This is a genomic window from Castellaniella denitrificans, from assembly GCF_042653765.1.
In the GTDB taxonomy this organism is placed as follows: Bacteria; Pseudomonadota; Gammaproteobacteria; order Burkholderiales; family Burkholderiaceae_B; genus Castellaniella; species Castellaniella denitrificans.
The window spans coordinates 46,663-71,401 of record NZ_JBHSEZ010000005.1 but is presented as its reverse complement, the minus strand read 5'-3'; the positions used below and the strand labels follow the sequence as shown (position 1 = coordinate 71,401).

General features: G+C 69.1%; 25 protein-coding genes. 12 read left to right on the top strand and 13 right to left on the bottom strand.

The genetic code is table 11. From position 1 onward, the window contains the following. Positions 1-57: 57 nt before the first annotated feature. The 6 genes from ACFO27_RS08435 to ACFO27_RS08410 form a co-directional block, all read right to left on the bottom strand. Positions 58-981, bottom strand: coding sequence for a hypothetical protein (locus ACFO27_RS08435; RefSeq protein WP_376816948.1), 924 nt, complete (start codon positions 979-981; stop codon positions 58-60). Between the two features lie 130 nt (positions 982-1,111). Beyond that, entirely contained in the window at positions 1,112-1,879 is a 768-nt protein-coding gene (locus tag ACFO27_RS08430) for an ABC transporter ATP-binding protein (RefSeq protein ID WP_376816947.1), read from the bottom strand. Positions 1,880-1,884: 5 nt separating this feature from the next. Next, positions 1,885-2,595: a histidine ABC transporter permease HisM gene (gene hisM, locus ACFO27_RS08425; RefSeq protein WP_376816946.1), complete on the bottom strand. Its 711-nt coding sequence runs from the start codon at positions 2,593-2,595 to the stop codon at positions 1,885-1,887. Then, a complete protein-coding gene (locus ACFO27_RS08420) occupies positions 2,592-3,281 on the bottom strand; it encodes an ABC transporter permease (RefSeq protein WP_376816945.1) in 690 nt (229 codons plus the stop codon). Before ACFO27_RS08420 ends, hisM begins: the two co-directional genes overlap by 4 nt. 176 nt (positions 3,282-3,457) lie before the next feature. After that, on the bottom strand, positions 3,458-4,246 hold the full coding sequence (locus tag ACFO27_RS08415) for a transporter substrate-binding domain-containing protein (RefSeq protein WP_376816944.1): 789 nt from the start codon (positions 4,244-4,246) through the stop codon (positions 3,458-3,460). Positions 4,247-4,408: 162 nt separating this feature from the next. Then, on the bottom strand, positions 4,409-5,080 hold the full coding sequence (locus ACFO27_RS08410; RefSeq protein ID WP_376816943.1) for an LOG family protein: 672 nt from the start codon (positions 5,078-5,080) through the stop codon (positions 4,409-4,411). Here ACFO27_RS08410 and polA point away from each other — a divergent pair. After that, complete coding sequence (gene polA / locus ACFO27_RS08405) at positions 5,079-7,799, top strand: DNA polymerase I (RefSeq protein WP_376816942.1); 2,721 nt, start codon at positions 5,079-5,081, stop codon at positions 7,797-7,799. The genes ACFO27_RS08410 and polA overlap by 2 nt on opposite strands. 47 nt (positions 7,800-7,846) lie before the next feature. Here polA and ACFO27_RS08400 read toward each other — a convergent pair whose 3' ends face one another. After that, positions 7,847-9,502, bottom strand: a complete 1,656-nt coding sequence (locus tag ACFO27_RS08400) for a Na/Pi cotransporter family protein (RefSeq protein WP_376816941.1) — start codon at positions 9,500-9,502, stop codon at positions 7,847-7,849. 12 nt (positions 9,503-9,514) lie between these two features. Continuing rightward, on the bottom strand, positions 9,515-10,390 hold the full coding sequence (gene htpX, locus ACFO27_RS08395; RefSeq protein WP_376816940.1) for a protease HtpX: 876 nt from the start codon (positions 10,388-10,390) through the stop codon (positions 9,515-9,517). An 87-nt stretch (positions 10,391-10,477) separates the two neighbouring features. Here htpX and ACFO27_RS08390 point away from each other — a divergent pair, with 87 nt between their 5' ends. Both ACFO27_RS08390 and ACFO27_RS08385 read left to right on the top strand, forming a co-directional pair. Next, positions 10,478-11,398 carry a DMT family transporter gene (locus ACFO27_RS08390; RefSeq protein WP_376816939.1) on the top strand — a complete coding sequence of 307 codons (921 nt, stop codon included), beginning with the start codon at positions 10,478-10,480 and terminating at the stop codon, positions 11,396-11,398. After that, on the top strand, positions 11,395-12,261 hold the full coding sequence (locus tag ACFO27_RS08385; protein ID WP_376816938.1) for a sulfurtransferase: 867 nt from the start codon (positions 11,395-11,397) through the stop codon (positions 12,259-12,261). Before ACFO27_RS08390 ends, ACFO27_RS08385 begins: the two co-directional genes overlap by 4 nt. A gap of 46 nt (positions 12,262-12,307) precedes the next feature. On the opposite strand, the gene ACFO27_RS08380 is transcribed toward ACFO27_RS08385, so the two are convergent. Beyond that, a complete protein-coding gene (locus tag ACFO27_RS08380) occupies positions 12,308-13,546 on the bottom strand; it encodes an aromatic ring-hydroxylating oxygenase subunit alpha (protein ID WP_376816937.1) in 1,239 nt (412 codons plus the stop codon). 183 nt (positions 13,547-13,729) lie between these two features. Here ACFO27_RS08380 and ACFO27_RS08375 point away from each other — a divergent pair, with 183 nt between their 5' ends. From ACFO27_RS08375 to ACFO27_RS08335, 9 genes are all read left to right on the top strand, one after another. Then, the gene (locus tag ACFO27_RS08375) at positions 13,730-14,008 is read left to right on the top strand and encodes an exodeoxyribonuclease VII small subunit (RefSeq protein ID WP_323023483.1); all 279 of its coding nucleotides are present in this window, start codon (positions 13,730-13,732) and stop codon (positions 14,006-14,008) included. After that, on the top strand, positions 14,005-14,922 hold the full coding sequence (locus ACFO27_RS08370; RefSeq protein ID WP_376816936.1) for a polyprenyl synthetase family protein: 918 nt from the start codon (positions 14,005-14,007) through the stop codon (positions 14,920-14,922). Before ACFO27_RS08375 ends, ACFO27_RS08370 begins: the two co-directional genes overlap by 4 nt. 5 nt (positions 14,923-14,927) lie before the next feature. Then, a complete protein-coding gene (dxs, locus tag ACFO27_RS08365) occupies positions 14,928-16,790 on the top strand; it encodes a 1-deoxy-D-xylulose-5-phosphate synthase (protein WP_376816978.1) in 1,863 nt (620 codons plus the stop codon). Further along, a complete protein-coding gene (gene folE2 / locus ACFO27_RS08360) occupies positions 16,787-17,599 on the top strand; it encodes a GTP cyclohydrolase FolE2 (protein WP_376816935.1) in 813 nt (270 codons plus the stop codon). The genes dxs and folE2 overlap by 4 nt, the downstream gene beginning before the upstream one ends. A gap of 211 nt (positions 17,600-17,810) precedes the next feature. After that, positions 17,811-18,182, top strand: a complete 372-nt coding sequence (rpsF, locus tag ACFO27_RS08355; RefSeq protein WP_269358067.1) for a 30S ribosomal protein S6 — start codon at positions 17,811-17,813, stop codon at positions 18,180-18,182. 19 nt (positions 18,183-18,201) lie between these two features. Next, entirely contained in the window at positions 18,202-18,495 is a 294-nt protein-coding gene (gene priB, locus ACFO27_RS08350; RefSeq protein WP_376816934.1) for a primosomal replication protein N, read from the top strand. Positions 18,496-18,540: 45 nt separating this feature from the next. Beyond that, the gene (rpsR, locus tag ACFO27_RS08345; protein ID WP_043683419.1) at positions 18,541-18,813 is read left to right on the top strand and encodes a 30S ribosomal protein S18; all 273 of its coding nucleotides are present in this window, start codon (positions 18,541-18,543) and stop codon (positions 18,811-18,813) included. A 16-nt stretch (positions 18,814-18,829) separates the two neighbouring features. Beyond that, positions 18,830-19,285 carry a 50S ribosomal protein L9 gene (gene rplI, locus ACFO27_RS08340; RefSeq protein WP_376816933.1) on the top strand — a complete coding sequence of 152 codons (456 nt, stop codon included), beginning with the start codon at positions 18,830-18,832 and terminating at the stop codon, positions 19,283-19,285. 128 nt (positions 19,286-19,413) lie between these two features. Further along, a complete protein-coding gene (locus tag ACFO27_RS08335; RefSeq protein ID WP_376816932.1) occupies positions 19,414-20,784 on the top strand; it encodes a replicative DNA helicase in 1,371 nt (456 codons plus the stop codon). A gap of 65 nt (positions 20,785-20,849) precedes the next feature. Here ACFO27_RS08335 and pdxA read toward each other — a convergent pair whose 3' ends face one another. From pdxA to ACFO27_RS08315, 4 genes are read right to left on the bottom strand one after another with little or no spacing between them, the layout of a single operon-like run. Then, positions 20,850-21,869, bottom strand: coding sequence for a 4-hydroxythreonine-4-phosphate dehydrogenase PdxA (pdxA, locus tag ACFO27_RS08330; RefSeq protein WP_376816931.1), 1,020 nt, complete (start codon positions 21,867-21,869; stop codon positions 20,850-20,852). Then, positions 21,850-23,649 (bottom strand): PhoH family protein, encoded by a 1,800-nt coding sequence (locus ACFO27_RS08325; RefSeq protein ID WP_376816930.1) that lies wholly within the window; start codon positions 23,647-23,649, stop codon positions 21,850-21,852. The genes pdxA and ACFO27_RS08325 overlap by 20 nt, the downstream gene beginning before the upstream one ends. 23 nt (positions 23,650-23,672) lie before the next feature. Continuing rightward, positions 23,673-24,143, bottom strand: a complete 471-nt coding sequence (locus ACFO27_RS08320; protein ID WP_376816929.1) for a peroxiredoxin — start codon at positions 24,141-24,143, stop codon at positions 23,673-23,675. Further along, positions 24,140-24,589 (bottom strand): Mth938-like domain-containing protein, encoded by a 450-nt coding sequence (locus ACFO27_RS08315; RefSeq protein ID WP_323023474.1) that lies wholly within the window; start codon positions 24,587-24,589, stop codon positions 24,140-24,142. The genes ACFO27_RS08320 and ACFO27_RS08315 overlap by 4 nt, the downstream gene beginning before the upstream one ends. Positions 24,590-24,739: the final 150 nt, after the last annotated feature.

Sequence of the window (24,739 nt, the reverse complement as noted above, 5' to 3'; positions counted from 1 at the left end):
GGAAATACTGACGGATGAAAAGCGCACAACGGTGAGCTGCCCGGTAGACCTGCCCGCCTACCCGGTCAGCCATTTGATGGGCAGCGGCACGCATTTGAACGTCCAGCCGTTCGCCGTGATCAGTTTCAGCAGGGGATCGCGCATTTCCCGGATGTCGAAGCCGTAGCGGTAGCCGAGCCTGGCCACCGGGCGGCCGTTCTCGATCTGGATGCCGTAAACCGTCTCCCGTTTGGTTTCGTAGAACGTAATGGCGCCCCATTGCATCTTGAATGACAGGCCGGCGCCGCCCGCGCCGGCCGAGGCGTTGAACTGGGACTGCATTTCGCGCACCCGCGCCGTGTGATCGGACTCGTCGAGGCGGATCGTGAGCCGGGCGAGTTCCGAGATCTTGTGCAGCCGGAGCAGGTCCAGCCAGACGGCGTCGGCGTATTTCCAATCCACGATCAATTCGTCCGCGCGCTTTCCGGGGGTGACGGTGAAGGGAAATTCGGCGCCGTCGTCGAGGGTCCGCAGGCGCTGCCGCAGATCCTGGGCGCCGATGGCGCGGGATCCCGGTTCGGGCTCGAAGGTCATGGACCAGCTCGCCAGGCGGATGAAGACCAGGGCCACCAGCGCGATGTAGGGCAGCAGGAACAGCAGCGGCGAGGGCATGCCCGGCGCGTCGAGGTCGTAGGCGTTGAGACTGAAACCGGTATACGCCCGCGCGTGCAGAAAGACGCTGCCCGGCAGGGTCAGCAGGACGAAGAACGTCAGGAAAAAGACGACGGGCCGCCGGTTGCCCGGCATCGCGAAGAACAGGAACACCATGGCCAGCACCGCCGCCAGCAGGATGATGCCCAGCACCGCCCCCAGCATGTGATCGTGGATGTCGGTGCGTTTCCAGGCGATGTGGATCAGCGACAGCGCCACGACGGCCGTGAGGCCCATGACGATCAGCGCCAGGCCGGTGCCCTTGCCTTCCATGCCGCCTCCCTTTTTCATTCTTGAAGGCAGTCTATCAAGCGGCGCGCGAAAGCGATTCATTCGAATGAACGAATCGCAACGAATCGCGTGGGGCATCATTCAGGAAAACGGCGCCGATGGGCGCCGTGGTGAAGCATGCGGGGGGCTCTTACTTCAGGTTGCCCGACAGGAACTGCCGCAGCCGGGGGCTCTGCGGATTGTCGAAGATGTCGGCCGGGGCGCCGGTTTCTTCCGCCACGCCCTGGTGCAGGAACATGACCTGGGACGCCAGGTTGCGCGCGAAGCCCATTTCATGGGTGACGACCAGCATGGTGCGGCCTTCCTCGGCCAGCTTCTGCATGACCTTCAGCACTTCGCCCACCAGCTCGGGGTCCAGCGCCGAGGTGGGCTCGTCGAACAGCATGACTTCGGGTTCCATGGCCAGGGCGCGGGCGATCGCCACGCGCTGCTGCTGGCCGCCCGACAGGGACGAGGGGTACTGGGTCTCGACCTTGGGATCCAGGCCGACCTTGGCCAGGTAGTGGCGGGCGCGTTCGACGGCTTCGGCCCGGCCCAGCTTCAGCACCTGGATCGGAGCCTCGATCACGTTGCCCAGCACGTTCATGTGCGCCCACAGGTTGAAGTGCTGGAACACCATCGCCAGCTTCGAGCGCAGGCGCCGCAGCTGGTCCAGATCGGCGGCGTGGGGTTCGCCGTGCTTGTCGTGGACGATCTTCAGCAGTTCGCCGTTCAGCGACACCGAGCCCTGGTTGGGTTTTTCCAGGAAGTTGATGCAGCGCAGGAAGGTCGATTTGCCCGAGCCGCTGGAGCCCAGGATGCAGATCACGTCGCCGGCGTTGGCCGTCAGGGAGACGCCCTTGAGGACCTCGTTGTCGCCGTAGCGTTTGTGGATGTTGAGTACTTCGAGTTTGGACATGGGGATCAGCGGTGGGTGCCCAGGTAGGCCAGCGTGCGGCGCTCGAACCGGCGGAACAGCCCGATCAGTGTAAACGACAGGCACAGATAGAGCAGGGCGGCGAGCCCGTAGGAGGCGAAGGTCTGGTAGGTGGCCGAATTGGCGTCGCGGGCGATCTTGAGGATGTCGGGCACGGTGGCGGTGAAGGCCAGGGACGTGGCGTGCAGCATCAGGATGACCTCGTTGCTGTAGGCCGGCAGCGCGCGGCGCAGGGCCGACGGCAGGATCACCCGGCGGTACATCGCGAAGCGCGTCATGCCGTAGGCGCGCGCGGCCTCGATCTCGCCCGCGCTGGTGGCGCGGATGGCGCCGGCGAAGATTTCGGTCGTGTAGGCGACCGTGTTCAGCGTCAGGGCCAGCACCAGGCAATTGAAGCCGCTCTGGAAGAACGCCGCCAGGGCGGGGGTTCCCTTGACGAATTCCAGGCTGTAGATGCCGGCGTAGATGAACAGGATCTGCACGTACAGCGGCGTGCCGCGGAACACGTAGCTGAAGAGCCACAGCGGGATCGACAGCCAGCGGCGCGAGGATACGCGGGCCACGGCCAGGCCGATCGAGATGAAGAAGCCCATCGACACCGACAGCACCAGCAGCCAGAGGGTGACGGCCATGCCCGACGGGCTGCCGTTGCTGGCATACAGGTAGGCGCGCCAGAATTGTTCGAGCACGTCGGTCATAGCTGCACCTCGCGCACGCCCACGCTGTAGCGCCGGTCCAGCCAGTACAGGATGCCGTTGGACAGGGTGGTCAGGGCCAGGTAGATCAGGCCGGTCAGGCTGATGAACAGGAACACCCGGAAGGTGACGTTGCCGGCGTCCTGGGCGACCTTGACCAGGTCGCTCAGGCCGATCAGGGACACCAGGGCGGTGGATTTCAGCAGGACCTGCCAGTTGTTGCCGATGCCGGGCAGGGCATGGCGCATCATCTGCGGGAACAGGACGCGGCGGAAGACCTGGAACTCGCGCATGCCGTAGGCCGTGGCGGCTTCCATCTGGCCGTACGGCACGGCCATGAAGGCGCCCCGGAAGGTCTCGGCGAAGTAGGCGCCGTAGATGAAGCCCAGCGTCAGTACGCCGGCGCCGAAGGGGTCGATGTCGATCGGGTCCAGCCCGAGCAGGTCGGTCAGGTCGTTCAGGTAGATCTGCATGCTGAAGAAGATCAGCAGCATCAGCACCAGGTCCGGAACGCCGCGGATGAGGGTGGTGTAGGCCGTGGCGGCCAGGCGGGCCGCCCACGAGGCCGACAGCTTGGCCCAGGCGCCCAGCAGCCCCAGTCCCACGGCCACGGCCAGGGACAGCAACGCCAGCTTGATGGTGACCCAGGTCCCCGCCAGCAGCAGGGGGCCGTAGCCGTCTAGAAACATGGAAATCGGGGATGGACGATGGGATGGACGGCCCCGGCGTACGCGCCGGGGCCGCCGTGCCCGGATTGGGGGCCGCCGGCCGCGCCGCGCCCGACCGGATCGGCCGGACGGCCCCCGCCGGGGCGGAGGCCGGGTCCGGACGCGCAGTCAGGCGGCATGGCGCGGCCGGCGCGGGATCACTGGGCGGGGAACTGGATCAGGCCTTCGGCGAAGTATTTCTTCGCGTAGCCCTGGAGCGTGCCGTCGGCCAGCATGGCCTTGAGGACCTTGTCCACGTCGGCCTTGAGCGCGTTGCCCTTGCGGATGCCCATGGCGATGGGCTCGTTCAGGATCGGATCGTCCAGCGTCATGGCGGCGAGTTCGTAGTCGGCGCCCTCGGGCTTGTTCAGGAAGCCGTCGACCGCGCTCTGGGCTTCCTGGAAGGTGGCGTCCAGGCGGCCGGCCGTGACGTCCACGTAGGCGTTCGTGTAGCTGGGATAGGCGACGATTTCGACGCCCTTGGGCGCCCAGTGCTTGCGGGCGTAGGTTTCCATCGTGGTGCCCTGCTGGACGCCGACGCGCTTGCCCTTCAGTGATTCGGCGGTGGGTTCCAGGCCGCTGCCCTTCTTGACCATCAGCTTGACCGGCACGATGTACATCGGCGTGGAGAAGTCGATGACCTTCTTGCGCGCCTCGGTGGCGGTCATGGTGGAGTTGGCGAGGTCGAACTTGCGCGCCTGCAGGCCGGGGATCAGGCTGTCGAAGGACTGGTCGATCCACACGCAGGTGCGGTTCAGGCGCTTGCAGACTTCGTTGCCGATGTCGATGTCGAAGCCTTCGAGCTGGCCGTTGGGGTTGCGGTATTCGAACGGCGGGTAGCCGGCTTCGGTGGCGATCTTGAGTTCCTTGGCGTCGGCGGCGGAGCCGACGGCGGGGATCAGGCCGGCCGCGATCAGCAGCGCGGCGCCAAGCAGGGTGGTTTTCATCGAATCGTTCTCCTGGGGAGCCGGGGCGGCGGACGGCGCCGGCCGGCGGTAACAAGGCGTGATGTTAACCCAGGTCTTCGCCCGGGCGCATCGAGCATTACCCCTAGGGGCGGCCCGGGACGCTCCCGGGAGGGCGCGCGCGGCCCCTCGCGTCCGGGAGGTTCAGGTCGGCAGCGCGGGTTCGCGGCGCTGCTCGATCTGGGCGGCTTCCTGGATGAGGCGGACGATTTCGTCGATGTCGTCGGAGACCAGCAGCAGGTCGAGGTCGAAGGGCCCGATCATGCCGTGGGTCAGCAGCTGGTCGCGGACCCAGTCCATCAGGCCGGACCAGAATTCCACGCCCACCAGGATGATGGGGGCGGGGGGCTGCTTCATCGTCTGCACCAGCGTGATGGCCTCGAACAGCTCGTCCAGCGTGCCGAAGCCGCCGGGCAGCACCACGTAGGCCAGGCTGTGCATGAAGAACGACGCCTTGCGCGAATTGAAGTATTCGAAGTGCAGGCTGTCGGTCTGGTAGGTGTTGTCGGTCTTTTCGCGCGGCAGGCGGATGTTCAGGCCGACGCTGCGTCCGCCCGCCTCGAAGGCGCCGCGGTTGGCGGCTTCCATCAGGCCGGGGCCGCCGCCGGCGATCACCGGCAGGCCCAGCTGGGCGATGCGCGCGCCCAGTTCCATGCCCAGGGCGTAGAAGGGGTGGTCGCGGGGGATCCGGGCGCTGCCGAAGAGGCTCACGCCCAGGCCGATTTTCTGGAAAGCCGCGGCCGCCGCGCGCATCTCTGCAATAATCGTGGGAATCTGTTCTTCGGCCGAAACGCGTTTCGTCTTATTGTCCGTCATGAAAAAAACCTTGTTGCTCGTGGATGGGTCCAGCTACCTGTACCGCGCCTATCATGCGATGCCCGATCTGCGCAACGCGCGCGGCGAACCCACCGGAGCCCTGTATGGCGTCGTCTCCATGTTACGGAGGCTGTTGCTGGATTACAAGGACGTGGCGACCCATGGGGCCTGCGTGTTCGACGCCCCGGGAGGCTCCTTCAGGGAAACGATCTATCCCGACTACAAGGCCAACCGGCCGTCGATGCCGGACGACCTGCGCGCCCAGATCGAGCCGATCCATCAGGCGGCCGCCGCGCTGGGCTGGACCGTGATCTCGGCGCCGGGCGTGGAGGCCGACGACATCATCGGCACCCTGGCGCGCCAGGCGGGCGAAAACGGCTTTTATACCATCATTTCGACGGGCGACAAGGACCTGGCCCAGCTGGTCGACGACCGGGTCGAACTGATCAACACGATGTCGGGCGAGCGCCAGGACCGCGAAGGCGTGATCCGCAAGTTCGGCGTGCCGCCCGAGCGCATCGTCGATTACCTGATGCTGACCGGCGATGCCGTGGACAATGTGCCCGGCGTGGACAAGGTCGGCCCCAAGACCGCCGCCAAGTGGCTGGGCGAATACGGCGACATCGACACGCTGGTCGCCCATGCCGGCGACGTCCGCGGCGTGGCCGGGGAAAACCTGCGCGCGGCGGCGCCGAAATTTCCCATGACGCGGGAACTGCTGACGATCCGCCTGGACTGCGAACTGCAGCCCGAGTGGGCGCCGTCGGCGCTGGGCCTGCGCACGCCCGACCACGAGGCGCTGGTCCGGTTGTATGAAGCCTACGGTTTCCGGACCTGGCTGCGCGAGGAAACCGGCGAGCCGGACCGCATCCCGGCCCAGGACGCCCGCGCGGCGCGCGAGGCGCCGCCCGCGCCCGACGAGGTGCGGTACGAAACCATCCTCGACGAGGCGGCGCTGGACCGCTGGCTGGAGCGCCTGCGGGCCGCGCCCCTGGCCGCGCTGGACACCGAGACCACCAGCCTGGATCCCATGGCGGCCCGCCTGGTGGGGGTGTCCTTCGCCGTCGAGCCCGGCCGCGCGGCCTACGTGCCGGTGGGCCACCGCGGGCCGGGCACGCCCGAACAGCTCGACCGCGCCCTGGTGCTCGAGCGCCTGCGCCCCTGGCTGGAGGACCCGGCCGCGCCCAAGCTGCTGCACCACGCCAAGTACGACGCCCACGTGTTCGCCAATGAAGGGGTCGCCCTGCGCGGGGTGAGGCACGACACCATGCTGCAGGCCTACGTGCTGCAGTCCCACCGGCGCGTGAACCTGCAGGAACTGTGCATCCAGTGGCTGGGGCTCACGGGCACGACCTACGAGGACCTGTGCGGCAAGGGCGCGCGCCAGATCGGCTTCGACGAGGTCGCCCTGGACCAGGCGGCGCACTACGCCGCCGAGGACGCCGATTTCACCCTGCGCCTGCACCAGGTCCTCCTGCCCAAGGTCGAGGCCGAGGCCGGCCTGAAGCGCATCTACGAACTGGAGATCCGCACCTCCGACGTGCTCACGCGCATCGAGCGCAACGGCGTGGCCATCGACGCCAAGGTGCTGGCGGCGCAGAGCCACGAGCTGGGCCGGCAGATGATCGACCTCGAGGCCCAGGCCCACGCGCTGGCGGGCCAGCCCTTCAACCTGAATTCGCCCAAGCAGCTGGGCGAGATCCTGTTCCAGCGCATGCAGCTGCCGGTCCTGCGCAAGACGGCGGGCGGCGCGCCGTCCACCGACGAGGACGTCCTCACCCGCCTGGCGGCCGACTATCCCCTGCCGCGCCTGCTGCTCGAATACCGCGGCATCGCCAAGCTGAAATCCACCTACACCGACAAGCTGCCGCGCATGATCGACCCGCGCACCGGCCGGGTGCACACGCGCTATGCCCAGGCCGCCGTGGTGACCGGGCGGCTGGCCTCGTCCGATCCGAACCTGCAGAACATCCCCGTGCGCACGGCCGAGGGCCGCCGCGTGCGCTCGGCCTTCGTGTCCAGCCTGGGGAAGATCGTGTCGGCCGACTATTCGCAGATCGAATTGCGCGTGATGGCCCATGTGTCGGGCGACGCGAACCTGCGCCAGGCCTTCGCCCAGGGGCTGGACATCCACCGCGCCACGGCGGCCGAGGTCTTCGGCCTGCCCCTGGACCAGGTCGACGCCGAGCACCGGCGGGCGGCCAAGGCCATCAACTTCGGCCTGATCTACGGCATGGGCGAATTCGGCCTGGCGAGCAACCTGGGCATCACCCGGGCGGCGGCCAAGTCCTACATCGACCGTTATTTCATGCGCTACCCCGGCGTGGCCGACTACATGGACCGCATCCGCCGCCAGGCCCGCGAGCAGGGCTACGTGGAAACCGTGTTCGGGCGCCGCCTGTATTTTCCGGAGCTGTCCGGCGCCAAGGGGCCGCGCGCGGCCGCCGCCGAGCGGGCCGCCATCAACGCGCCCATGCAGGGCACGGCGGCCGACCTCATCAAGATGGCCATGGTGGCGGTCCAGGACTGGCTGGACGCCGAGGGCCTGCGCAGCCTGATGGTGATGCAGGTCCACGACGAACTGGTGTTCGACGCCGCCGACGACGAGATCGAGGCCTTGCGCGAGCGGGTGCCCGTGCTGATGGCGGGCGTGGCGGAACTGGCGGTGCCGCTGGTGGCCGAGGTGGGCGTCGGCCCCGACTGGGGCGCCGCGCACTGATCGGCGGCGATCCGCCGAGCCATGCCGCCCCGCGCGGCGCGGCCGGCTCACTCCGATTCGCGCAGCCGGTTGGGGCGCAGTTCGCCGTGCCGGTCCAGGATGGGGTAGGCCGCCGCGTTGACCAGGCAGGCATTCACCCCGCCCGCGTCGCGGAGGATTTCCAGGTAGAAGGCGCCGACGTCGGCGGCGTCGATGCGGCCGGTCTTGATGCGCTCCAGGTAGCGTTCGGCCGCCCGGGCCTCCAGGGCGCGGAAGTGTTCCTTTTCGAAGGCCAGGGCGCGGGCCGCCGCGCGGTCGCCCGAGACGAACAGGGCGGCGGCCTGGCGCAGGTTGCGCTGCAGCCGTTCCAGGACTTCGGCCAGTTCCGCCTGCTGCTCGGGGTCCAGCGTCCAGTGCTTCTTGTTCAGCCGGCCGGCGTGGCCCAGCAGGCCCATGCCGGACACGTCGGCGGCGTGGGCGATATTCATGGAAAAGGTCAGGATGGACTTCAGGTACTGCGCGTCGTCGGCGCTGAGGCTTTCCTGGTCCTGGGTCGCCAGGTAGGCGGTCACCGACCGGTCCAGCTGGCTGATGGCGCCGTTCAGGTAGCGGGCCTGGCCGCCGGCCCGGGGATCCTCGCGCAGCAGGGCCTGTCCGGTCAGCCGCAGCGATTCGCGCAGCAGGTCCGTCAGCCGCAGGGCCTCGCGGGCGGCCTGGCCCAGGGCCACGGCCGGGACTTCGCGGGCGGACTCGTCCAGGTACTGGGGGCGGGCCGGATCGTGGGGGTCGGCGCGCGGCGGCAGCAGCCGCTGCAGCAGCCGGGCGTAGGGCCGCAGCGCGGGCATGAAGCAGGCGGCCACCGTCAGGTTGAACAGCAGGTGGAAGTTCGCCACGGAGTGCGCGGCGTCGCCCAGCGCCGCCATGACCGGGCCGGCCCAGGGCAGCAGGGCCAGGCCCAGCAGGCAGCCGGCGACGCGGGTGCCCAGGTTGCCCATGGGCACGCGGCGGGAGGCGGGGTTGCCGTCGCCGCCGCCTTCCAGGACGGGGTTGATGGCGGTGCCCAGGTTGGCGCCCAGCACCAGCGTGTAGGCCAGTTCCGGAGGGATCAGGTCGTGGTGGGCCAGCGACATGATCAGCACCACCACGGCGACGCTGGAATGCGAGGCCCAGGTCAGCGCCGCGCTGGCCACCAGGGCGATCACCGGTGCGCCGGCCAGGGCCAGCAGGGCGCTGCCCAGCAACGGCGCGTTCTGCAGCGGCTCGAACAGGGTCACCAGTTCGTGCAGGGCCAGCAGCAGCAGGCCCAGGCCGATCAGGGCCCGTCCCAGGTCGCGGGCGCGGCCCGGCTCGTAGTGGCGGAACATCCAGACGCCGGCGAGCACCAGGCCGGGCGCGAGGGCGGTCGGGTCGAAGGACAGCGCCTGGACGATCAGGGTGGTGCCGACGTTGGCGCCCAGCATGGCCGCCAGGCCCGGCACCAGGGGCACCAGGCCGTCCAGGGCGAAGCCGGTGATCATCAGGCCGGTGGCCGTGCTGCTCTGGATGGCGGCGGTGATCAGCAGTCCCGTGCCGAAGGCGCGCGGGGTCGAGCCCATGGCGCGGCCCATCCACAGGCCCAGCGTCTTGCCGAAGGCCCGCTGCACGCCGGTCTGCACCATGTGTACGCCCCACAGCAGCAGGGCGACGAAACCGCCGAAGGCGATCAGGACCTGGAGTTCGCGCACATCCGGCCTTCCCTAGGCTGCCTGCTGGCGCAGGGCCTCGATGCGCCGTTCGATGGGCGGATGCGAGGCGAACAGGGCGCCGATGGCGCCGCCCGCGATGCCCGAGGCGGCGAAGGACTTTGGCAGTTCGCCGGCCTCGACCCCGCCCAGCCGGGCCAGCGCGCGGATCATGGGTTCGCGCGCGCCCAGCAGCCGGGCCGAGCCCGCGTCGGCGCGGAATTCGCGCTGGCGGGAGAACCAGGCGACGATGATCGAGGCGAGCACGCCGAAGAGGATTTCACAGACGAAGACGCTGGCGTAATAGCCGATGCCGACGTCGCGCTCGTTCTTCAGCACGGCGCGGTCGATGAAGTAGCCGACCAGGCGCGACAGGAAGATGACGAAGGTGTTGACCACGCCCTGGATCAGTGTGAGGGTCACCATGTCGCCGTTGGCGATGTGGGCGACTTCGTGGCCCAGGACGGCGGTGACTTCCTCTTCGGTCATGGACGACAGCAGGCCGGTGGACACCGCCACCAGGGAGTCGTTGCGGAAGGCGCCGGTGGCGAAGGCGTTGGGCGCGCCTTCGTAGATGGCGACTTCCGGGCGGCCGATGCCGGCCCGGTCGGCCAGCTGGTGCACGGTCGCCACCAGCCAGGCCTCGCGCCGGTCGCGCGGCGCCTGGGGATCGATGACCCGGGCGCCGGTGCTGGACTTGGCCATCCATTTGCTCATCAGCAGCGAGATGAACGAGCCGGCGAACCCCAGCACCGCCGCGAATACCAGCAGTGCGACCGGGTCGATGCCGTTGGCCGTCAGGTAGCGGCCGACGCCCAGGAGGTTCATGGTGATGCTGAGCACCAGCATCACGGCCATGTTGGTGACGAGGAACAGAATGATGCGTTTCATGTGGGGCAGGGCTCCGCAAGAAGGGGACGACGATGTGCGAAGTGTATAGTATCGGCTTCCGGTTCGTATCCCTGTCTTTGGTGACGCATGCAGTCTCTGTGGATGTTGCTGGCTTGCGCCATGTTCGCCGCGATGGGGGCCCTCGTGAAGGTCGCCGCCGATCTCGGCGCCACGCTGCCGGAAATCGTCCTGTTCCGCGGCATTCCCTCCGTCCTGCTGCTGTATTTCTGGGCGCGCTCCACGCGGCGCACGATCCGCCCGTCCAGCTGGCGCCTGCACGTCTGGCGCAATCTCAGCGGCATCACGTCCATGTGGCTGGGGTTCTTCGCGCTGTCCCGCCTGTCCCTGCCCACGGCCATCAGCCTGAACTACACGGCGCCGCTGTTCATCGCCGGCTGGATGCTGTTCTTCGGCGGCGCCCAGCGCGATCCGGTGCGCGTGCTGGCCGTGCTGGCCGGCTTCCTGGGCGTGCTGGGCGTGTTGCGCCCCAGCATCCAGCATGATCAGTGGATCGCGGCCCTGATGGGGCTGGGGGCGGGCGGGCTGGCGGCGATCGCCATGATGCAGATCCGCCAGCTGGGCCAGGTCGGCGAGCCCGAATGGCGCACGGTGCTGCTGTTCTCGCTGGGGGTCTGCCTGAGCGGCCTGGCCGGCATCGCGCTGCAGGGCTGGCGCACCAGCGATCCCCTGGCCTTGCTGGCGCTGGTCGGGCTGGGCCTGGCGGGGCTGGTGGGCCAGTTGGCCATGACCCGGGCCTTCGGTTTGGGGTCTACCCTGTTGACGGCGGCGCTGCAGTACATGACCATCATCTTTGCCGCCCTGATCGGCGTCCTGTTCTGGGGCGACCGGCCGGCGCCGCTGGCCTGGGCGGGCATGGCGCTGATCATCGGTTCCGGCCTGCTGTCGGTCTGGCGCACGTACACCGAGGCGCGCGCCCTGCGGGGCGACGGCCGGGCGGCGCGCCCCGAAGGCGCAGGCATTCCCACGAAGGAGGTAAACCCGTCATGACCGCATTGCTGATTCAGCCCGAGGCCCTGCGCGACCGCCTGACCCGGCCGGGGTGCCTGATCTTCGACGTGCGCCACGACCTAGCGGACCACGGGGCGGGCCGGCGGGCCTACGAGACGGGCCACGTGCCCGGAGCCCTGTATCTGGACCATGAAACCCAGCTGTGCGCCCTCAAGACCGGGCGCAACGGCCGCCACCCCTTGCCGGATCGAGCCGATTTCGCCGCGCTGATGCGGGCCCAGGGCCTGACGGCCCGCACCGACGTGGTGGTCTACGATGCCGACAACGCCATGTTCGCGGCGCACCTGTGGTGGATGCTGCGCTGGCTGGGGCACGAGTCCGTCGCGGTCCTGGACGGGGGCTGGGCCGCCTGGCGGGCGGCCGGCGGGGCTTCCGAGACCGGCGCGCGGGCGCCTTCCCTCAGCGAGGCCCAGGCGATCCAGGGCCTCGTGCCTTCGGGCAAGCCGTCCATGCCCGTCGTCGACGCCCGCGCCATCCTGGCCAACCTGGACGAGCCGCGCTTCACGGTGCTGGACGCGCGCGCGCCCGAGCGCTTCAGCGGGGCGGTCGAGCCGATCGACCCGGTGGGGGGGCACATCCCGGGGGCCCTGAACCGGCCGTTTGCCTGCAATCTGGGGGTGGACGGGCGTTTCAAGCCGGCCGGCGAGCTGCGCGCGGAATTCGAATCCCTGCTGGGCGACCGGCTGGACCACGGCATCGTCCACCAGTGCGGTTCGGGCATTACCGCCTGCCACAACCTGTTCGCCATGGAACTGGCCGGCCTGCGCGGCTCGGCCCTGTATCCGGGATCCTGGAGCGAGTGGTGCGCCGACGCCACCCGCCCGGTGGCGAAAGGCGGGTGACTCCCGCCTCGCGCCTTGCAAGGCGCTCCGATTCACCAGTCACGGATCAGTCCGCAGGGGACTGATCCGTGACCGGGTTCATCATGCGGCGGTACCAGGCGTGGAAGTGCGCCATGCCGTCTTCCAGGGGGCTCTGGTAGGGGCCGCATTCGCTCTCGCCGCGCTCCATCAGGGCGCGGCGGCCGGCGTCCATGCGCTCGCCGATCTCGTCGTCCTCGATCGCCGTCTCCAGGTAGGCCGCGCGCTGGGCCTCGATGAATTCGCGCTCGAAGGCGACGATCTCCTCGGGGTAGTAGAACTCGATCACGTTGACGGTTTCCTGGGGGCCGACGGGGTGCAGCGTGGACAGCACCAGGACGTGGGGATAGAGCTCGATCATGTGGGTGGGGAAATACGTCACCCAGACCGCGCCGAAATCGGGCGCGGCGCCGGACCGGTATTGCAGCAGGCGGTCGTGCCACTGGCGGTAGACCTCGGTGCCCGGCTGGCCCAGGGCCTGGTGGACGCCGACCCGCTGCATGCTGTGGAATTCGCCGAATTCCCATTCCAGGTCGTCGCAGGTGACGAAGCGCCCCAGCCCGGGGTGGAAGGGGCCGACGTGGTAGTCCTCCAGGTAGACCTCGATGAAGGTCTTCCAGTTGTAGTGGCAGGGGTGGACTTCCACGTGGTCGAGCACGTAGTCGGAAAAATCGAATTCCGGCCGCTCGAACAGGCCGCCGATGTCGCCCAGGGGGTCGCGCTCGCCCTCGAACAGCAGGCCGTGGCAATTGCGCAGCGGGAATTCCCGCAGCCGCAGGTCCGGTTTTTCCGGGAACAGCGGGGCGTTCAGCAGGCGGCCCCGGGTGTCGTAGCTCCATTGGTGGATGGGGCACAGGATGCGTCCGCCCGTTGCGCACAAATTTCCCGTAGAGTGTCCCCTGGACCGTGCTGCGCCCGGCCCGCCCCCCGAGGGGGGCAAGGAAACTTGGGACGGCCCGGCGTTTCCTTGAGCGCAACCGGCGTCGCGCCCGGTCTGGCTGCCCAGCATCAGGGCCTGGCGGTGGCGGCAGACGTTCGACAGCAGGCGCACGTCGGTCCGGTCGCGCAGCAGGGCCCGTCCCCCGCCTTCGTGGACCAGGGTGCGCCAGTCGCCGGGGTTCGGCACCATCTTTTCGTGGCCCACGTAGCGCGCGCTGCGCTCGAAGATCCGGCTGCGCTCCCGCGCCAGGACGTCTGGATCGAAATAGTGGTGGACCGGTAGCTGGCTGGCCAGATCCGTGCCGGAAGGGATGTAAGGGTTGGTCATTGGTTCCCCCCGCAAGAATGGAACCGCCCGGATCGCCACCGGGATGCCCCAGGCGCCGGCGATCCTGGCGGGCGGAACGAGGGACGAAATTGTACCCCACCCCGCAGGCGGCCGGGGCCGGGGCGGTTTCATGGTCCGGCGGGGTTCCCGTACAATCCAGTCTGGAATGCACAGATGAAACCCATGGCCAACGATCAAACTCCGCAGCCGGCCCGCACGCCCCGGCCCGCCGATCCATTGCCCCAGGACTTCGAGACGGCGCTGGCCGAACTCGAGGATCTGGCCGGCCGCATGAACGACGGCAACCTGGGCCTGGACGAATCCATCGCCCTGTACCAGCGCGGCGTGGCGCTGGCCCAGGTGTGCCAGCGGCGGCTGGAAGCCGTCGAGCAGCAGGTCCAGGTGCTCCAGGACCAGTTGCTCCAACCCTTCGACGACGCCGCGGCGCGGGACGCGACATGAGCGTTGCGATGGGGAATTTCGACGCCTGGCTGCGCGATCGGGTGGATCACGTCGCGGCGGTGCTCGACGAGCTGCTGCCGCCCGTCCAGGACGATGCCGCGCGCCTGCACGAGGCCATGCGCTATGCCGTCCTGGGGCCGGGCAAGCGGGTGCGGGCCGCCCTGGTCTACGCGGCCGGCGAAGCCAGCCGCGCGCCGGCCGGGACGGCCGCCGCCCAGGACCTGGCGCTGGACGCCGCCGCCGCCGCCGTGGAACTGATTCACGCCTATTCGCTGATCCATGACGACCTGCCCTGCATGGACGACGACGACCTGCGGCGCGGCCGGCCCACCGTGCACCGCCAGTTCGACGACGAGGCCCTGGCCATGCTGGCCGGGGACGCGCTGCAGCCGCTGGCCTTCGATTGCCTGGCGCAGATGCCCATCGCGCCGGCCCTGACCGTCCAGGCGGTCCAGCTGCTGGCCCGCGCGGCGGGCAGCGAGGGCATGGTCGGCGGCCAGGCCATCGACTGCGCCAGCGTCGGCCGGGCGCTGCCGATCGAGGCGCTGCAGCACATGCACCGCATGAAGACCGGCGCCCTGCTGGAAGCCAGCGTGCTGCTGGGCGGGGTGGTGGCCGGGGCCAGCAGCACGGTGCGCGCCGGCCTGGAATCCTATGCCTCGGCCATGGGCCTGGCCTTCCAGGTGGTGGACGACATCCTGGACGTGACCGCCGATTCGGCCACCCTGGGCAAGACCGCCGGCAAGGACGCCGCCCGGGGCAAGCCGACCTACGTGTCCATCATGGGACTGGACGGCTCGCGCGAACTGCTGGACGGCCTGCGCGAACAGGCCTGCGCCGCGCTGCTGCCGCTGGGGCCGTCGGCCTGCCGCCTGCGCGAGCTGGCCGACTACATCATCGGCCGGTCCCATTAGAAAACATCATGACTAGACTACTGGAAGGCATCCAATCGCCGGCGGATCTGCGCCGGCTGGACCGTCGGGACCTCAGGGAACTGGCCGTCGAATTGCGGGCGTTCGTGCTGGATTCCGTGTCGCGCACCGGGGGGCACCTGTCCTCGAACCTGGGGACGGTCGAGCTCACCCTGGCGCTGCACTACGCGTTCAACACGCCCGACGACCGGCTGATCTGGGACGTGGGCCACCAATCCTACCCGCACAAGATCCTGACCGGGCGCCGCGAGGCCATGGCCGGCCTGCGCCAGCGGGGCGGGATCTCCGGCTTTCCGAAACGCGCCGAATCGCCGTACGACGCCTTCGGCACGGCGCATTCCTCGACCTCGATCTCCGCCGCGCTGGGCATGGCGGTCGCGTCGCGCAACGCCGGCGTCGACCGCCAGCACATCGCCGTGATCGGCGACGGGGCCATGACGGCCGGCATGGCCTTCGAGGCCCTGAACAACGCCGGCGTCACGCCCGACGTGAACCTGCTGGTCGTGCTGAACGACAACGACATGTCGATCTCGCCGCCGGTGGGGGCGTTGAACTACTACTTCGCCCGCCTGCTGTCGGGCCAGTTCTACGCCCACGCCAAGAACATGGGGCGGGCCGTGCTGCAGCACGTGCCGCCCGTGCTGGCGCTGGCGCGCAAGCTCGAAGGCCACGCCAAGGGCATGCTGTCGCCGGCCACCCTGTTCGAGGAACTGGGCTTCAACTACATGGGACCGATCGACGGCCACGACCTGGACGTGCTGATCCCCACCCTGGAAAACCTGCGCCGACTCGGCGGCCTGCAGTTCCTGCACGTCGTGACGCGCAAGGGCCGGGGCTACAAGCTCGCCGAGGCCGATCCGGTCCTCTACCACGGTCCGGGGAAATTCGATCCTTCGGTCGGCATCCAGAAGCCCGCCAAGCCCGCACGCCAGTCCTTCACCCAGGTCTTCGGCGCCTGGTTGTGCGACATGGCCGCCGCCGACTCGCGCCTGGTGGGCATCACGCCCGCCATGCGCGAAGGCAGCGGCCTGGTCGAATTCGAGCGCCGCTTCCCGCAGCGCTATTTCGACGTCGGCATCGCCGAGCAGCATGCCGTGACCTTCGCCGCCGGCCTGGCCTGCGAAGGCTGCAAGCCCGTGGTGGCCATCTACTCCACCTTCCTGCAGCGCGGCTACGACCAGCTGATCCACGACGTGGCCCTGCAGAACCTGGACGTGACCTTCGCCCTGGACCGGGCCGGCATCGTCGGCGCCGACGGGGCGACCCACGCCGGCAACTACGACATCGCCTACCTGCGCTGCATCCCGAACCTGGTGATCGCCGCGCCCTCGGACGAACGCGAGGCCCGGCTGCTGCTCAACACCTGCTTCCTGCATCCGGGGCCGGCCTCGGTCCGCTACCCGCGCGGCGCCGGCTGCGGCGCCGATCCTGGCGACAGCCTGGATCCGGTCGAGATCGGCCGCGCCGTGGTGCGCCGCGAGGGCAGGGACGTCGCGCTGCTGGTCTTCGGCACCCTGCTGCCCGAGGCCGCGCGGGCGGCCGAATCGCTGGACGCCACGCTGGTGGACATGCGCTTCGTCAAGCCGCTGGACGAGACGCTGCTGCGGCGCCTGGCCGAGTCCCACGATCTGTTCGTCACGGTCGAGGAGGGCGCCGTCATGGGCGGCGCGGGCAGCGCCGTGGCCGAATGGCTGAACCGGGAGGCGATCGCCCGCCCGATCCTGCAACTGGGCTTGCCGGATGAATTCATCGATCATGGGGACCAGAAGGCCATCCTCGCCGGTCTCGGCCTGGATGCCGGAGGAATCGAGGCGTCGATACGCCAGCGCTTGAAAAGGAATGCTTCATGAACACCCTGCTGGATCCGGTGGCGATGGCGATGCCGGATGTGCAAAGCGGACCGGACACGCGCCGGATTGCCATCCAGCGGGTGGGCGTGCGCGGCGTGCGCCATCCCCTGCTGGTGGCGTCCGCCGCCGGCCAGCCCCAGGCGACCATCGCCGACTGGGAAATGACCGTGGCCCTGCCGGCCGATGAAAAGGGCACGCACATGTCGCGCTTCATCGCCCTGCTGGAATCGCGGCGCGGCGAGCCCATGACGCCCGCGGCCCTGTGCGCCCTGGCGCAGTCCATGCTGGACCTGCTCCATGCCGACGCCGGCGACGTGGCGGCCGGCTTTCCCTATTTCATCGAGAAGCCCGCGCCGGTGTCCGGCGTGCGCAGCCTGATGGACTACCAGGTCCGCTGGTCCGTCCGCGCCCGCCGGGGCGAGGCGCCGCGCTTTTCCCTGTCCGCCCAGGTGCCGGTGACCAGCCTGTGCCCCTGCTCGAAGGCGATCTCGGAATACGGCGCCCACAACCAGCGCTCGCACGTCACCGTGGACCTGGAATACGACGCGCCCCAGGCCGTCGACCTGGACGCGCTGATCCGCGGCGTGGAATCGCAGGCCTCGTCCGAACTGTGGGGGCTGCTCAAGCGCGCCGACGAGAAGTTCGTCACCGAGCGCGCCTACGAGAACCCGAAGTTCGTCGAGGACCTGGTGCGCGACGTGGCCGTGATGCTGCGGCGCCTGCCCGGCGTGGCGTCCTACCAGGTCACGGCGGAAAACTTCGAATCCATCCACAACCATTCCGCCTACGCGGTGGTGCGCAGCGATTGATCCGCCGCGCGGCCAGGCCTCGGCCGGGCGCAGCGGTCTGGGCATATCGGTCTTCCGGCAGGCATACCGAATATGCTAGAATGCCGGGTTACTTGCTCGACCGTGCTTGTGGCATGCCGTTTTTTCGGCATGTCCGTGGTTCCCAGGATGGGATCCGCATCGTGCCGGCGGGCTGTCTGTCAACACCGCAGATATCCACAAGGAGTCTTACATGCGCCACTACGAAGTAGTGTTCATCGTGCATCCCGATCAGAGCGAGCAGGTGCCCGCCATGATCGAGCGCTACCAGGCCATGGTCACCAGCAATGGCGGCCAGATCCACCGCGTCGAGGACTGGGGCCGCCGCCAGCTGGCCTACCCGATCCAGAAGCTCGTCAAGGCCCACTACGTGTGCTTCAACATCGAGTGCGGCCAGGCCGCCCTGGATGAACTCGAACACTCGTTCCGCTACAACGACGCGATCCTGCGCCACCTGTTCGTCAAGACCAAGCACGCGCACACCGAGCCGTCGATCATGATGAAGTCGGTCGAGCGCGAGGAAGCCCGCAAGGCGACCGCCACCGAGTCCACCACGAATTCCTGATCCGGAGCCCGCGCATTCCGTGAACCGGGTCGAAATCGCAGCGCGCGTGGCCGAGGCCGAGCCGCTGCGCCACACGCCGGCGGGCACGCCGGTGCTGCGGCTCCGGATGGCACACGAATCCGAGGTCCTGGAAGCCGGGTCTCCCCGCACCGTACGCATGGAACTGCAGGCGGTGGCCCTGGGGGACGTGGCCCGGGAACTGGCCCAGGCGCCGATCGGCGCGCTGATCCAGGCCACCGGATTCCTGGCGCCCCTCCGGCAAGGTTCGGACCGGCTGGTGTTCCACATCCAGCGGATCGCGCAGGCACACTGAATGAACATGCCGGGCATGGCCCGGCCACAGAGAAAGGCAACCATCATGGCTTACTTCAAGAAAACCAAGGAAAAGCGCAAGTTCGGGCAACAGAATCCGCTGTTCAAGCGCCGCAAGTTCTGCCGCTTCACCGTCGCCAAGGTCGAAGAGATCGACTACAAGGATCTGGACACCCTGCGCGATTTCATCCAGGAAAACGGCAAGATCATCCCGGCCCGCCTGACCGGCACCAAGGCGCACTACCAGCGCCAGCTGGACACCGCCATCAAGCGCGCGCGCTTCCTGGCCCTGTTGCCGTACACCGACAACCACAACTGATCCGAGGTCTCCCGTCATGCAAGTCATTCTGCTTGAAAAAGTCGTCAATCTCGGCAACCTGGGTGATGTGGTCCGCGTGCGCGACGGCTATGCCCGCAACTACCTGATCCCCCAGAAGATCGCCCGCCGCGCGACCGACGCCGCCCTGAAGGAATTCGAGGCCCGCCGCGCCGAACTGGAAAAGCACCAGGCTGAAAAGCTGGCCGCGGCCCAGTCCGTCGGCGAAAAGCTGTCCGGCTACGTGCTGACCATCAGCCAGAAGGCCGGCGTCGACGGCCGCCTGTTCGGCTCGGTCACCAACATGGACGTGGCCGCCGCGCTGCAGGCCGCCGGTTTCACCGACGTGCACAAGGCCCAGGTCCGCATGCCGGACGGCGCCATCAAGGCCGTGGGCGAGTTCCCGCTGCAGGTTGCGCTGCACGCCGACGTGGTGGCCGACATCACGGTCACCGTGCAGGGCGAAATGGCCTGATGTCCCGCTCCGCCGCGCACCATGCCTCGTGGTAAGGTAGGGATGGCGCGGCGCTGCTGAAAAGGCCGGCGCATGCCGGCCTTTTTCATCGCCGGCCCGTCCCGCGCACCCCGTTTCAAGGACAAGGTTTGGAAATCGAAGCCGACGCGCAACTGGATTATCTGCGTGTGCCGCCGCACTCCGTCGAGGCCGAGCAGTCGGTGCTGGGCGGCCTGCTGCTGGACAACGCCGCTTTCGACCGGGTCGCGGACGTCCTCACCGAGGACGACTTCTACCGCTTCGACCACCGCCTGATCTGGCACCACATCACCCGGCTGGTGGGGCTGGGGCGGCCGGCCGACGTGGTCACGGTCCACGAGTCCCTGACCACGGCGGGCAAGGCCGACGAATGCGGCGGCCTGCCGTACCTGAACGCGCTGGCGCACAACACGCCCTCGGCCGCGAACATCCGCCGCTACGCGGAGATCGTGCGCGAGCGGTCCATGCTGCGCAAGCTGGTCTCGATCGCCGACGAGATCTCCTCGGCCGCCTTCAATCCCCAGGGCAAGGAAGCCCGGCAGATCCTCGACGAAGCCGAGTCCCGCGTGTTCCAGATCGCCCAGGAGGGCGCGCGCGGCATGGCCGGATTCCAGGAGATCCGTCCGCTGCTGGCCCAGGTGGTCGAGCGCATCGACGAGCTCTACCACCGCGAAGGCGATTCCGACGTGACCGGGGTGCCGACTGGCTTCAACGACCTGGACCGCATGACCTCGGGCCTGCAGGCGGGCGACCTGGTGATCGTGGCCGGGCGGCCGTCCATGGGCAAGACCTCCTTTTCCATGAACATCGGCGAGCACGTCGCCATCGAGCAGGGACTGCCGGTGGCCGTGTTCTCCATGGAAATGGGCGCCGTGCAGCTGGCCATGCGCATGATCGGCTCGGTCGGCATGCTGGACCAGCACCGCATGCGCACCGGCAAGCTGAACCAGGACGACTGGCCGCGCCTGACCCACGCGGTGCAGAAGGTCGAGGAAGCCCAGATCTACATCGACGAGACCCCCGCGCTGACCTCCATGGAATTGCGCGCGCGGGCGCGGCGCCTGGCGCGCCAGTGCGGGCAGCTGGGCCTGATCATCATCGACTACATCCAGCTCATGTCCGGCTCCGGCGGCGAAAACCGCGCCACGGAAATCTCCGAGATCAGCCGGTCCCTGAAAGGCCTGGCCAAGGAGCTGAACTGCCCGGTGATCGCCCTGTCGCAGCTCAATCGCAGCCTGGAGCAGCGGCCCAACAAGCGGCCCGTCATGAGCGACCTGCGCGAATCCGGGGCCATCGAGCAGGACGCCGACGTGATCATCTTCATCTACCGCGACGAGGTCTACAACCCCGATTCGCCGGACAAGGGCACGGCCGAGATCATCATCGGCAAGCAGCGGAATGGCCCGATCGGTACGGTGCGCCTGACCTTCCAGGGCTCCAGCACCCGTTTCCTGAACTTTTCGGCCGCGCCGGGGTTTTAAGCGCCTCCACGTCGCGCGGACTGCGCTTGCTTGCCGCACCCGCCCCACGGGAGGCGGGGGGCGTATCAGGACCCGGTCATTTTCAGCGCCATCCGCACAGCCGCGCGCAGCGAGGCCGGGTCGGCGAGGCCGCGCCCGGCGATGTCGAAGGCCGTGCCGTGGTCCACGCTGGTGCGCACGAAGGGCAGGCCCACGGTCACGTTCACCCCTTCGTCCAGCCCCAGGTACTTCACCGGGATCAGGCCCTGGTCGTGGTACTGGGCGACCACGATGTCGAATTCCCCCTTGCGGGCGCGCATGAACACGGTGTCGCCCGGCCAGGGGCCGGTGGCGTCCAGGCCCTCGGCCCGGGCGGCGGCGATGGCCGGCGCGATGTGGCGGGCTTCCTCGTCGCCGAAGGCGCCGCCTTCGCCCGCGTGCGGGTTCAGCCCCGCCACGGCGATGCGCGGCCGGGCGATGCCCGCCTGGCGGCAGGCCCGCTGCGCCAGGCGGATGGCGCGCAGCTCGGCTTCCGGGCTGAGCGCCGCGGGGACGTCGGCCAGGGCGATGTGGATGGTCACCAGCAGCACGCGCAGTTCGTCGTTGGCCAGCATCATGGCGTAGTCCGCCGTGCCGGTGCGTCGCGCCAGGATTTCGGTGTGGCCGGGGAAATCGATGCCGCCCGCGTGCAGCGCGCCCTTGTGCAGGGGCGCCGTCACCAGCGCCCGGACGCAGCCGGCCAGGGCGTCGTCGATGGCGTGGCACAGGTATTCATAGGCGCCGCGCCCGGCGCGCGGATCCTCCTTGCCCCAGGGCAGGCCGTCGGGCAGCGGTTCCCAGCGGTTCAGCACGCCGATCTCGCCGCCGGCCGTGCCCGCGCCCGGCGCGTCCAGCGGCCGCACCCGCAGATCCGCCAGTCCCAGCGCGGCGCAGGCGCGCCGCAGGGCGCCCTCGTCGCCGTAGACGACGGCGGGGTGGGGCAGGCCTTCGGCGAACAGGCGCGCGATCAGTTCCGGACCGATCCCGGCGGCGTCCCCCATCGTGAAGGCCAGGGGCGCGCCGACGGGCGCGGCCGGGATGCCGGGCTCAGAGGGCATCGCTGGCATAGTCGGCCAGGCGGGACCGTTCGCCGCGCTGCAGGGTGATGTGGCCGGCGTGCGGCCAGCCCTTGAAGCGGTCCACCACGTAGGTCAGCCCCGAGCTGCCTTCGGTCAGGTAGGGCGTGTCGATCTGGGCGATGTTGCCCAGGCAGACGATCTTGGTGCCGGGCCCCGCGCGGGTGACCAGGGTCTTCATCTGCTTGGGCGTCAGGTTCTGGGCCTCGTCGATGATCAGGAACTTGTTGAGGAAGGTGCGGCCGCGCATGAAGTTCATGGACTTGACCTTGATGCGGGAGCGGATCAGGTCCATGGCGGGCGTCTTGTTCCAGTCCTGGCCGTTGCCATTGCCGCTGCCGGGGGCGCCGAGCGCGCCCGCCGCGCCCTGGTGCAGGACTTCCAGGTTGTCCTCCAGCGCGCCCATCCAGGGCAGCATCTTTTCTTCCTCCGTGCCGGGCAGGAAGCCGATGTCGTCGCCCACCGGCACGGTGGCGCGGGTGATGATGATTTCCGTGTAGCGCTTGGTCTCGAAGGTCTGCGCCAGGCCGCTGGCCAGCGCCAGCAGGGTCTTGCCGGTGCCCGCCTGGCCCAGCAGCGACACGAAGTCGATGTCCGGGTTCATCAGCAGGTTCAGGGCGAAGTTCTGTTCGCGGTTGCGCGTGGTGACGCCCCAGACGCTGTTCTTGGCGTGGCTGAAGTCGCGCAGGGTGGACAGCACGGCGCTCTTTCCCGTGACCTCGCGCACCTGGGCGTACAGCGGCATCTCGCCTTCGTAGTAGACGAATTCGTTGACGATGAACTGGCCGCACAGCGGCCCGCGCACGCGATACCAGGTCAGGCCGTTCTGCTGCCAGGATTCGATGTCCTTGCCGTGCTTGTTCCAGAAATTTTCCGGCAGCGGCATGACGCCGTCGTAGAGCAGGTCGGAGTCGTCCAGGACATGGTCGTTCAGGTAGTCCTCGGCCGGCAGGGCCAGCGCCCGGGCCTTCAGGCGCATGTTGATGTCCTTGGACACCAGCACGATCTCGCGCTTCGGGTCTTCCTGGCACAGCCCGTGGACGATGCCCAGGATCACGTTGTCCGCCTTGCCCATGGGCAGTTCCAGGGGCAGGCGCACATCGGTGGGGCGGGTCTGGAAATACAGCGAGCCCAGGGCGTCGCTGTTGCCCAGCGAGTCCAGCGGAACGCCCTTGGACAGATCGGCGGTGCCGATCAGCTGGTCCAGGTAGCGGCTGACCTGGCGGGCGTTGCGCGCGACCTCGGACATGCCCTTCTTCTGGTGGTCGAGCTCTTCGAGCACGATCATGGGCAGGAAGACGTCGTGTTCGGCGAAGCGGAACAGGGACGAGGGATCGTGCAGCAGCACGTTGGTGTCCAGCACGAACAGCTTGCGCTGCGCCGTCGGCAGGCGTTTCGGCCGCGCGCGGGCGGCGGCGGGGCGGGCCGGAGCGGACGCCGCGCCGACCGGAGCCGGGCTCGCGGGGGTCGGCGCGGGCTTGTCCGCGACCGGCGCCCTGGCCACGCGGGCGGACGCCGGCGTGGCGGCGGGCGCGGTGACGGGCGCCGAGGCGGCTGCGGGCGCCGGCGGGGGAGGCGTCTCGCGGCCGGCGTGCCTGGACAGGATGGCGGCGACCGGACGGGCCTTCGTCCTGCGCCCGCGGGACGCGGAGCGGGACGTGTCGAGGGCCGGCCCGGGCACGACGGAGGCCGGAGCCGCCTCGCGGGGCGCGCTCCGGACGGCGGTTTCGATGAGGTCGCCCGGGCGGGCCGGCGGTTTCGGAAGGGGCATGAAGGCTCCTGGGGAGGCCGCGCTCAGGCGGCCAGGTTTTGCGCGGCCTGCAGGACTTCGTCCGCATGGCCGGGGACACGCACGCCGCGCCATTCCTGGACCAGGATGCCCTGGCGGTCGACCAGGAAGGTGCTGCGCTCGATGCCGCGCACCTGCTTGCCGTACATGTTCTTCTGCTTCATCACGCCGAACAGGGCGCACAGGGCCTCGTCGGGATCGGCGATCAGGGGGAAGGGCAGGCACTGCTTGTCGGCGAAGCCCTGGTGGGACTTCAGGGTGTCGCGGGAGATGCCGAAGATCTCGCAGCCCAGGGCCTGGAACTGCGCGTGGCGGTCGCGGAAGTCCTGGGCCTCGGTGGTGCAGCCCGGCGTGTTGTCCTTGGGGTAGAAGTACAGCACGAAGGGCTTGCCCCGCAGCGCGGTGGAGTCGAAGGGGCCGTGGGTGGTCTCAGCGGTGAGCGGCGGCAGCGGGCGGCCGATGGCGGCGGTGGTCATGAGGGGTCTCCGGGTAGCAGCAGGGCCAGCACACGTCGTTCCTCGGACATGAGGATGTTGTAGGTCCGGGCGGCGGCCTGGGTGGTCATGGTTTCGACGCCGATGCCCAGCGCCAGCAGCGGCCGCAGCACGTCGGGGCGCAGGAAGGTCTGTCGCGGGCCGGTGCCGATCAGCAGGACTTCCGGCGCGTCGGCGGGCAGTTCGAGGGCGGGCGCCTCGTCGTCGAGGAAGGCGAGCGGATCGCGGGCGGCCGGTTTCAGGCCGACCAGGTCCTGGAGAAAGGCGGCGTCGATGTCGGCGGCGGCGCGCAGGGCGAGGCCGCGGACCGGGCCTTCGGGGGCGAAGCAGATGGCGCTGTCGTAGCGGACCCGATTGATTTCCAGGAAGCCGTCACCGTAGGCGGTGACGGTGTTGAGCGCGGGATTCAGGTCTTTTTGCAGTAGCACGGGCAAGCTCCGGTGTTGTTGTGATGATAGCGCAATCGCGCCGGGGCGCTTTCCCCGCCGGCACCGGATCCGCGCCCGGCCATTTGCGAGTCGCGGACGCATGCGATAGATTATCGAGTTTGCTGCACCGCATCCATCCGCACGACTCCT

Bases quoted from the DNA above. Each gene is read 5' to 3' on its own strand.
- ACFO27_RS08415 (WP_376816944.1), bottom strand. From the start codon at position 4,246: ATGAAAACCACCCTGCTTGGCGCCGCGCTGCTGATCGCGGCCGGCCTG.
- ACFO27_RS08420 (WP_376816945.1), bottom strand. From the start codon at position 3,281: ATGTTTCTAGACGGCTACGGCCCCCTGCTGCTGGCGGGGACCTGGGTC.
- ACFO27_RS08435 (WP_376816948.1), bottom strand. From the start codon at position 981: ATGAAAAAGGGAGGCGGCATGGAAGGCAAGGGCACCGGCCTGGCGCTG.
- ACFO27_RS08430 (WP_376816947.1), bottom strand. From the start codon at position 1,879: ATGTCCAAACTCGAAGTACTCAACATCCACAAACGCTACGGCGACAAC.
- ACFO27_RS08325 (WP_376816930.1), bottom strand. From the start codon at position 23,649: ATGCCCCTTCCGAAACCGCCGGCCCGCCCGGGCGACCTCATCGAAACC.
- ACFO27_RS08375 (WP_323023483.1), top strand. From the start codon at position 13,730: ATGGCCAACGATCAAACTCCGCAGCCGGCCCGCACGCCCCGGCCCGCC.
- htpX (WP_376816940.1), bottom strand. From the start codon at position 10,390: ATGAAACGCATCATTCTGTTCCTCGTCACCAACATGGCCGTGATGCTG.
- ACFO27_RS08390 (WP_376816939.1), top strand. From the start codon at position 10,478: ATGCAGTCTCTGTGGATGTTGCTGGCTTGCGCCATGTTCGCCGCGATG.
- ACFO27_RS08380 (WP_376816937.1), bottom strand. From the start codon at position 13,546: ATGACCAACCCTTACATCCCTTCCGGCACGGATCTGGCCAGCCAGCTA.
- rplI (WP_376816933.1), top strand. From the start codon at position 18,830: ATGCAAGTCATTCTGCTTGAAAAAGTCGTCAATCTCGGCAACCTGGGT.
- polA (WP_376816942.1), top strand. From the start codon at position 5,079: ATGAAAAAAACCTTGTTGCTCGTGGATGGGTCCAGCTACCTGTACCGC.
- ACFO27_RS08320 (WP_376816929.1), bottom strand. From the start codon at position 24,143: ATGACCACCGCCGCCATCGGCCGCCCGCTGCCGCCGCTCACCGCTGAG.
- ACFO27_RS08385 (WP_376816938.1), top strand. From the start codon at position 11,395: ATGACCGCATTGCTGATTCAGCCCGAGGCCCTGCGCGACCGCCTGACC.
- ACFO27_RS08410 (WP_376816943.1), bottom strand. From the start codon at position 5,080: ATGACGGACAATAAGACGAAACGCGTTTCGGCCGAAGAACAGATTCCC.
- hisM (WP_376816946.1), bottom strand. From the start codon at position 2,595: ATGACCGACGTGCTCGAACAATTCTGGCGCGCCTACCTGTATGCCAGC.
- rpsF (WP_269358067.1), top strand. From the start codon at position 17,811: ATGCGCCACTACGAAGTAGTGTTCATCGTGCATCCCGATCAGAGCGAG.
- pdxA (WP_376816931.1), bottom strand. From the start codon at position 21,869: ATGCCAGCGATGCCCTCTGAGCCCGGCATCCCGGCCGCGCCCGTCGGC.
- folE2 (WP_376816935.1), top strand. From the start codon at position 16,787: ATGAACACCCTGCTGGATCCGGTGGCGATGGCGATGCCGGATGTGCAA.
- rpsR (WP_043683419.1), top strand. From the start codon at position 18,541: ATGGCTTACTTCAAGAAAACCAAGGAAAAGCGCAAGTTCGGGCAACAG.
- ACFO27_RS08370 (WP_376816936.1), top strand. From the start codon at position 14,005: ATGAGCGTTGCGATGGGGAATTTCGACGCCTGGCTGCGCGATCGGGTG.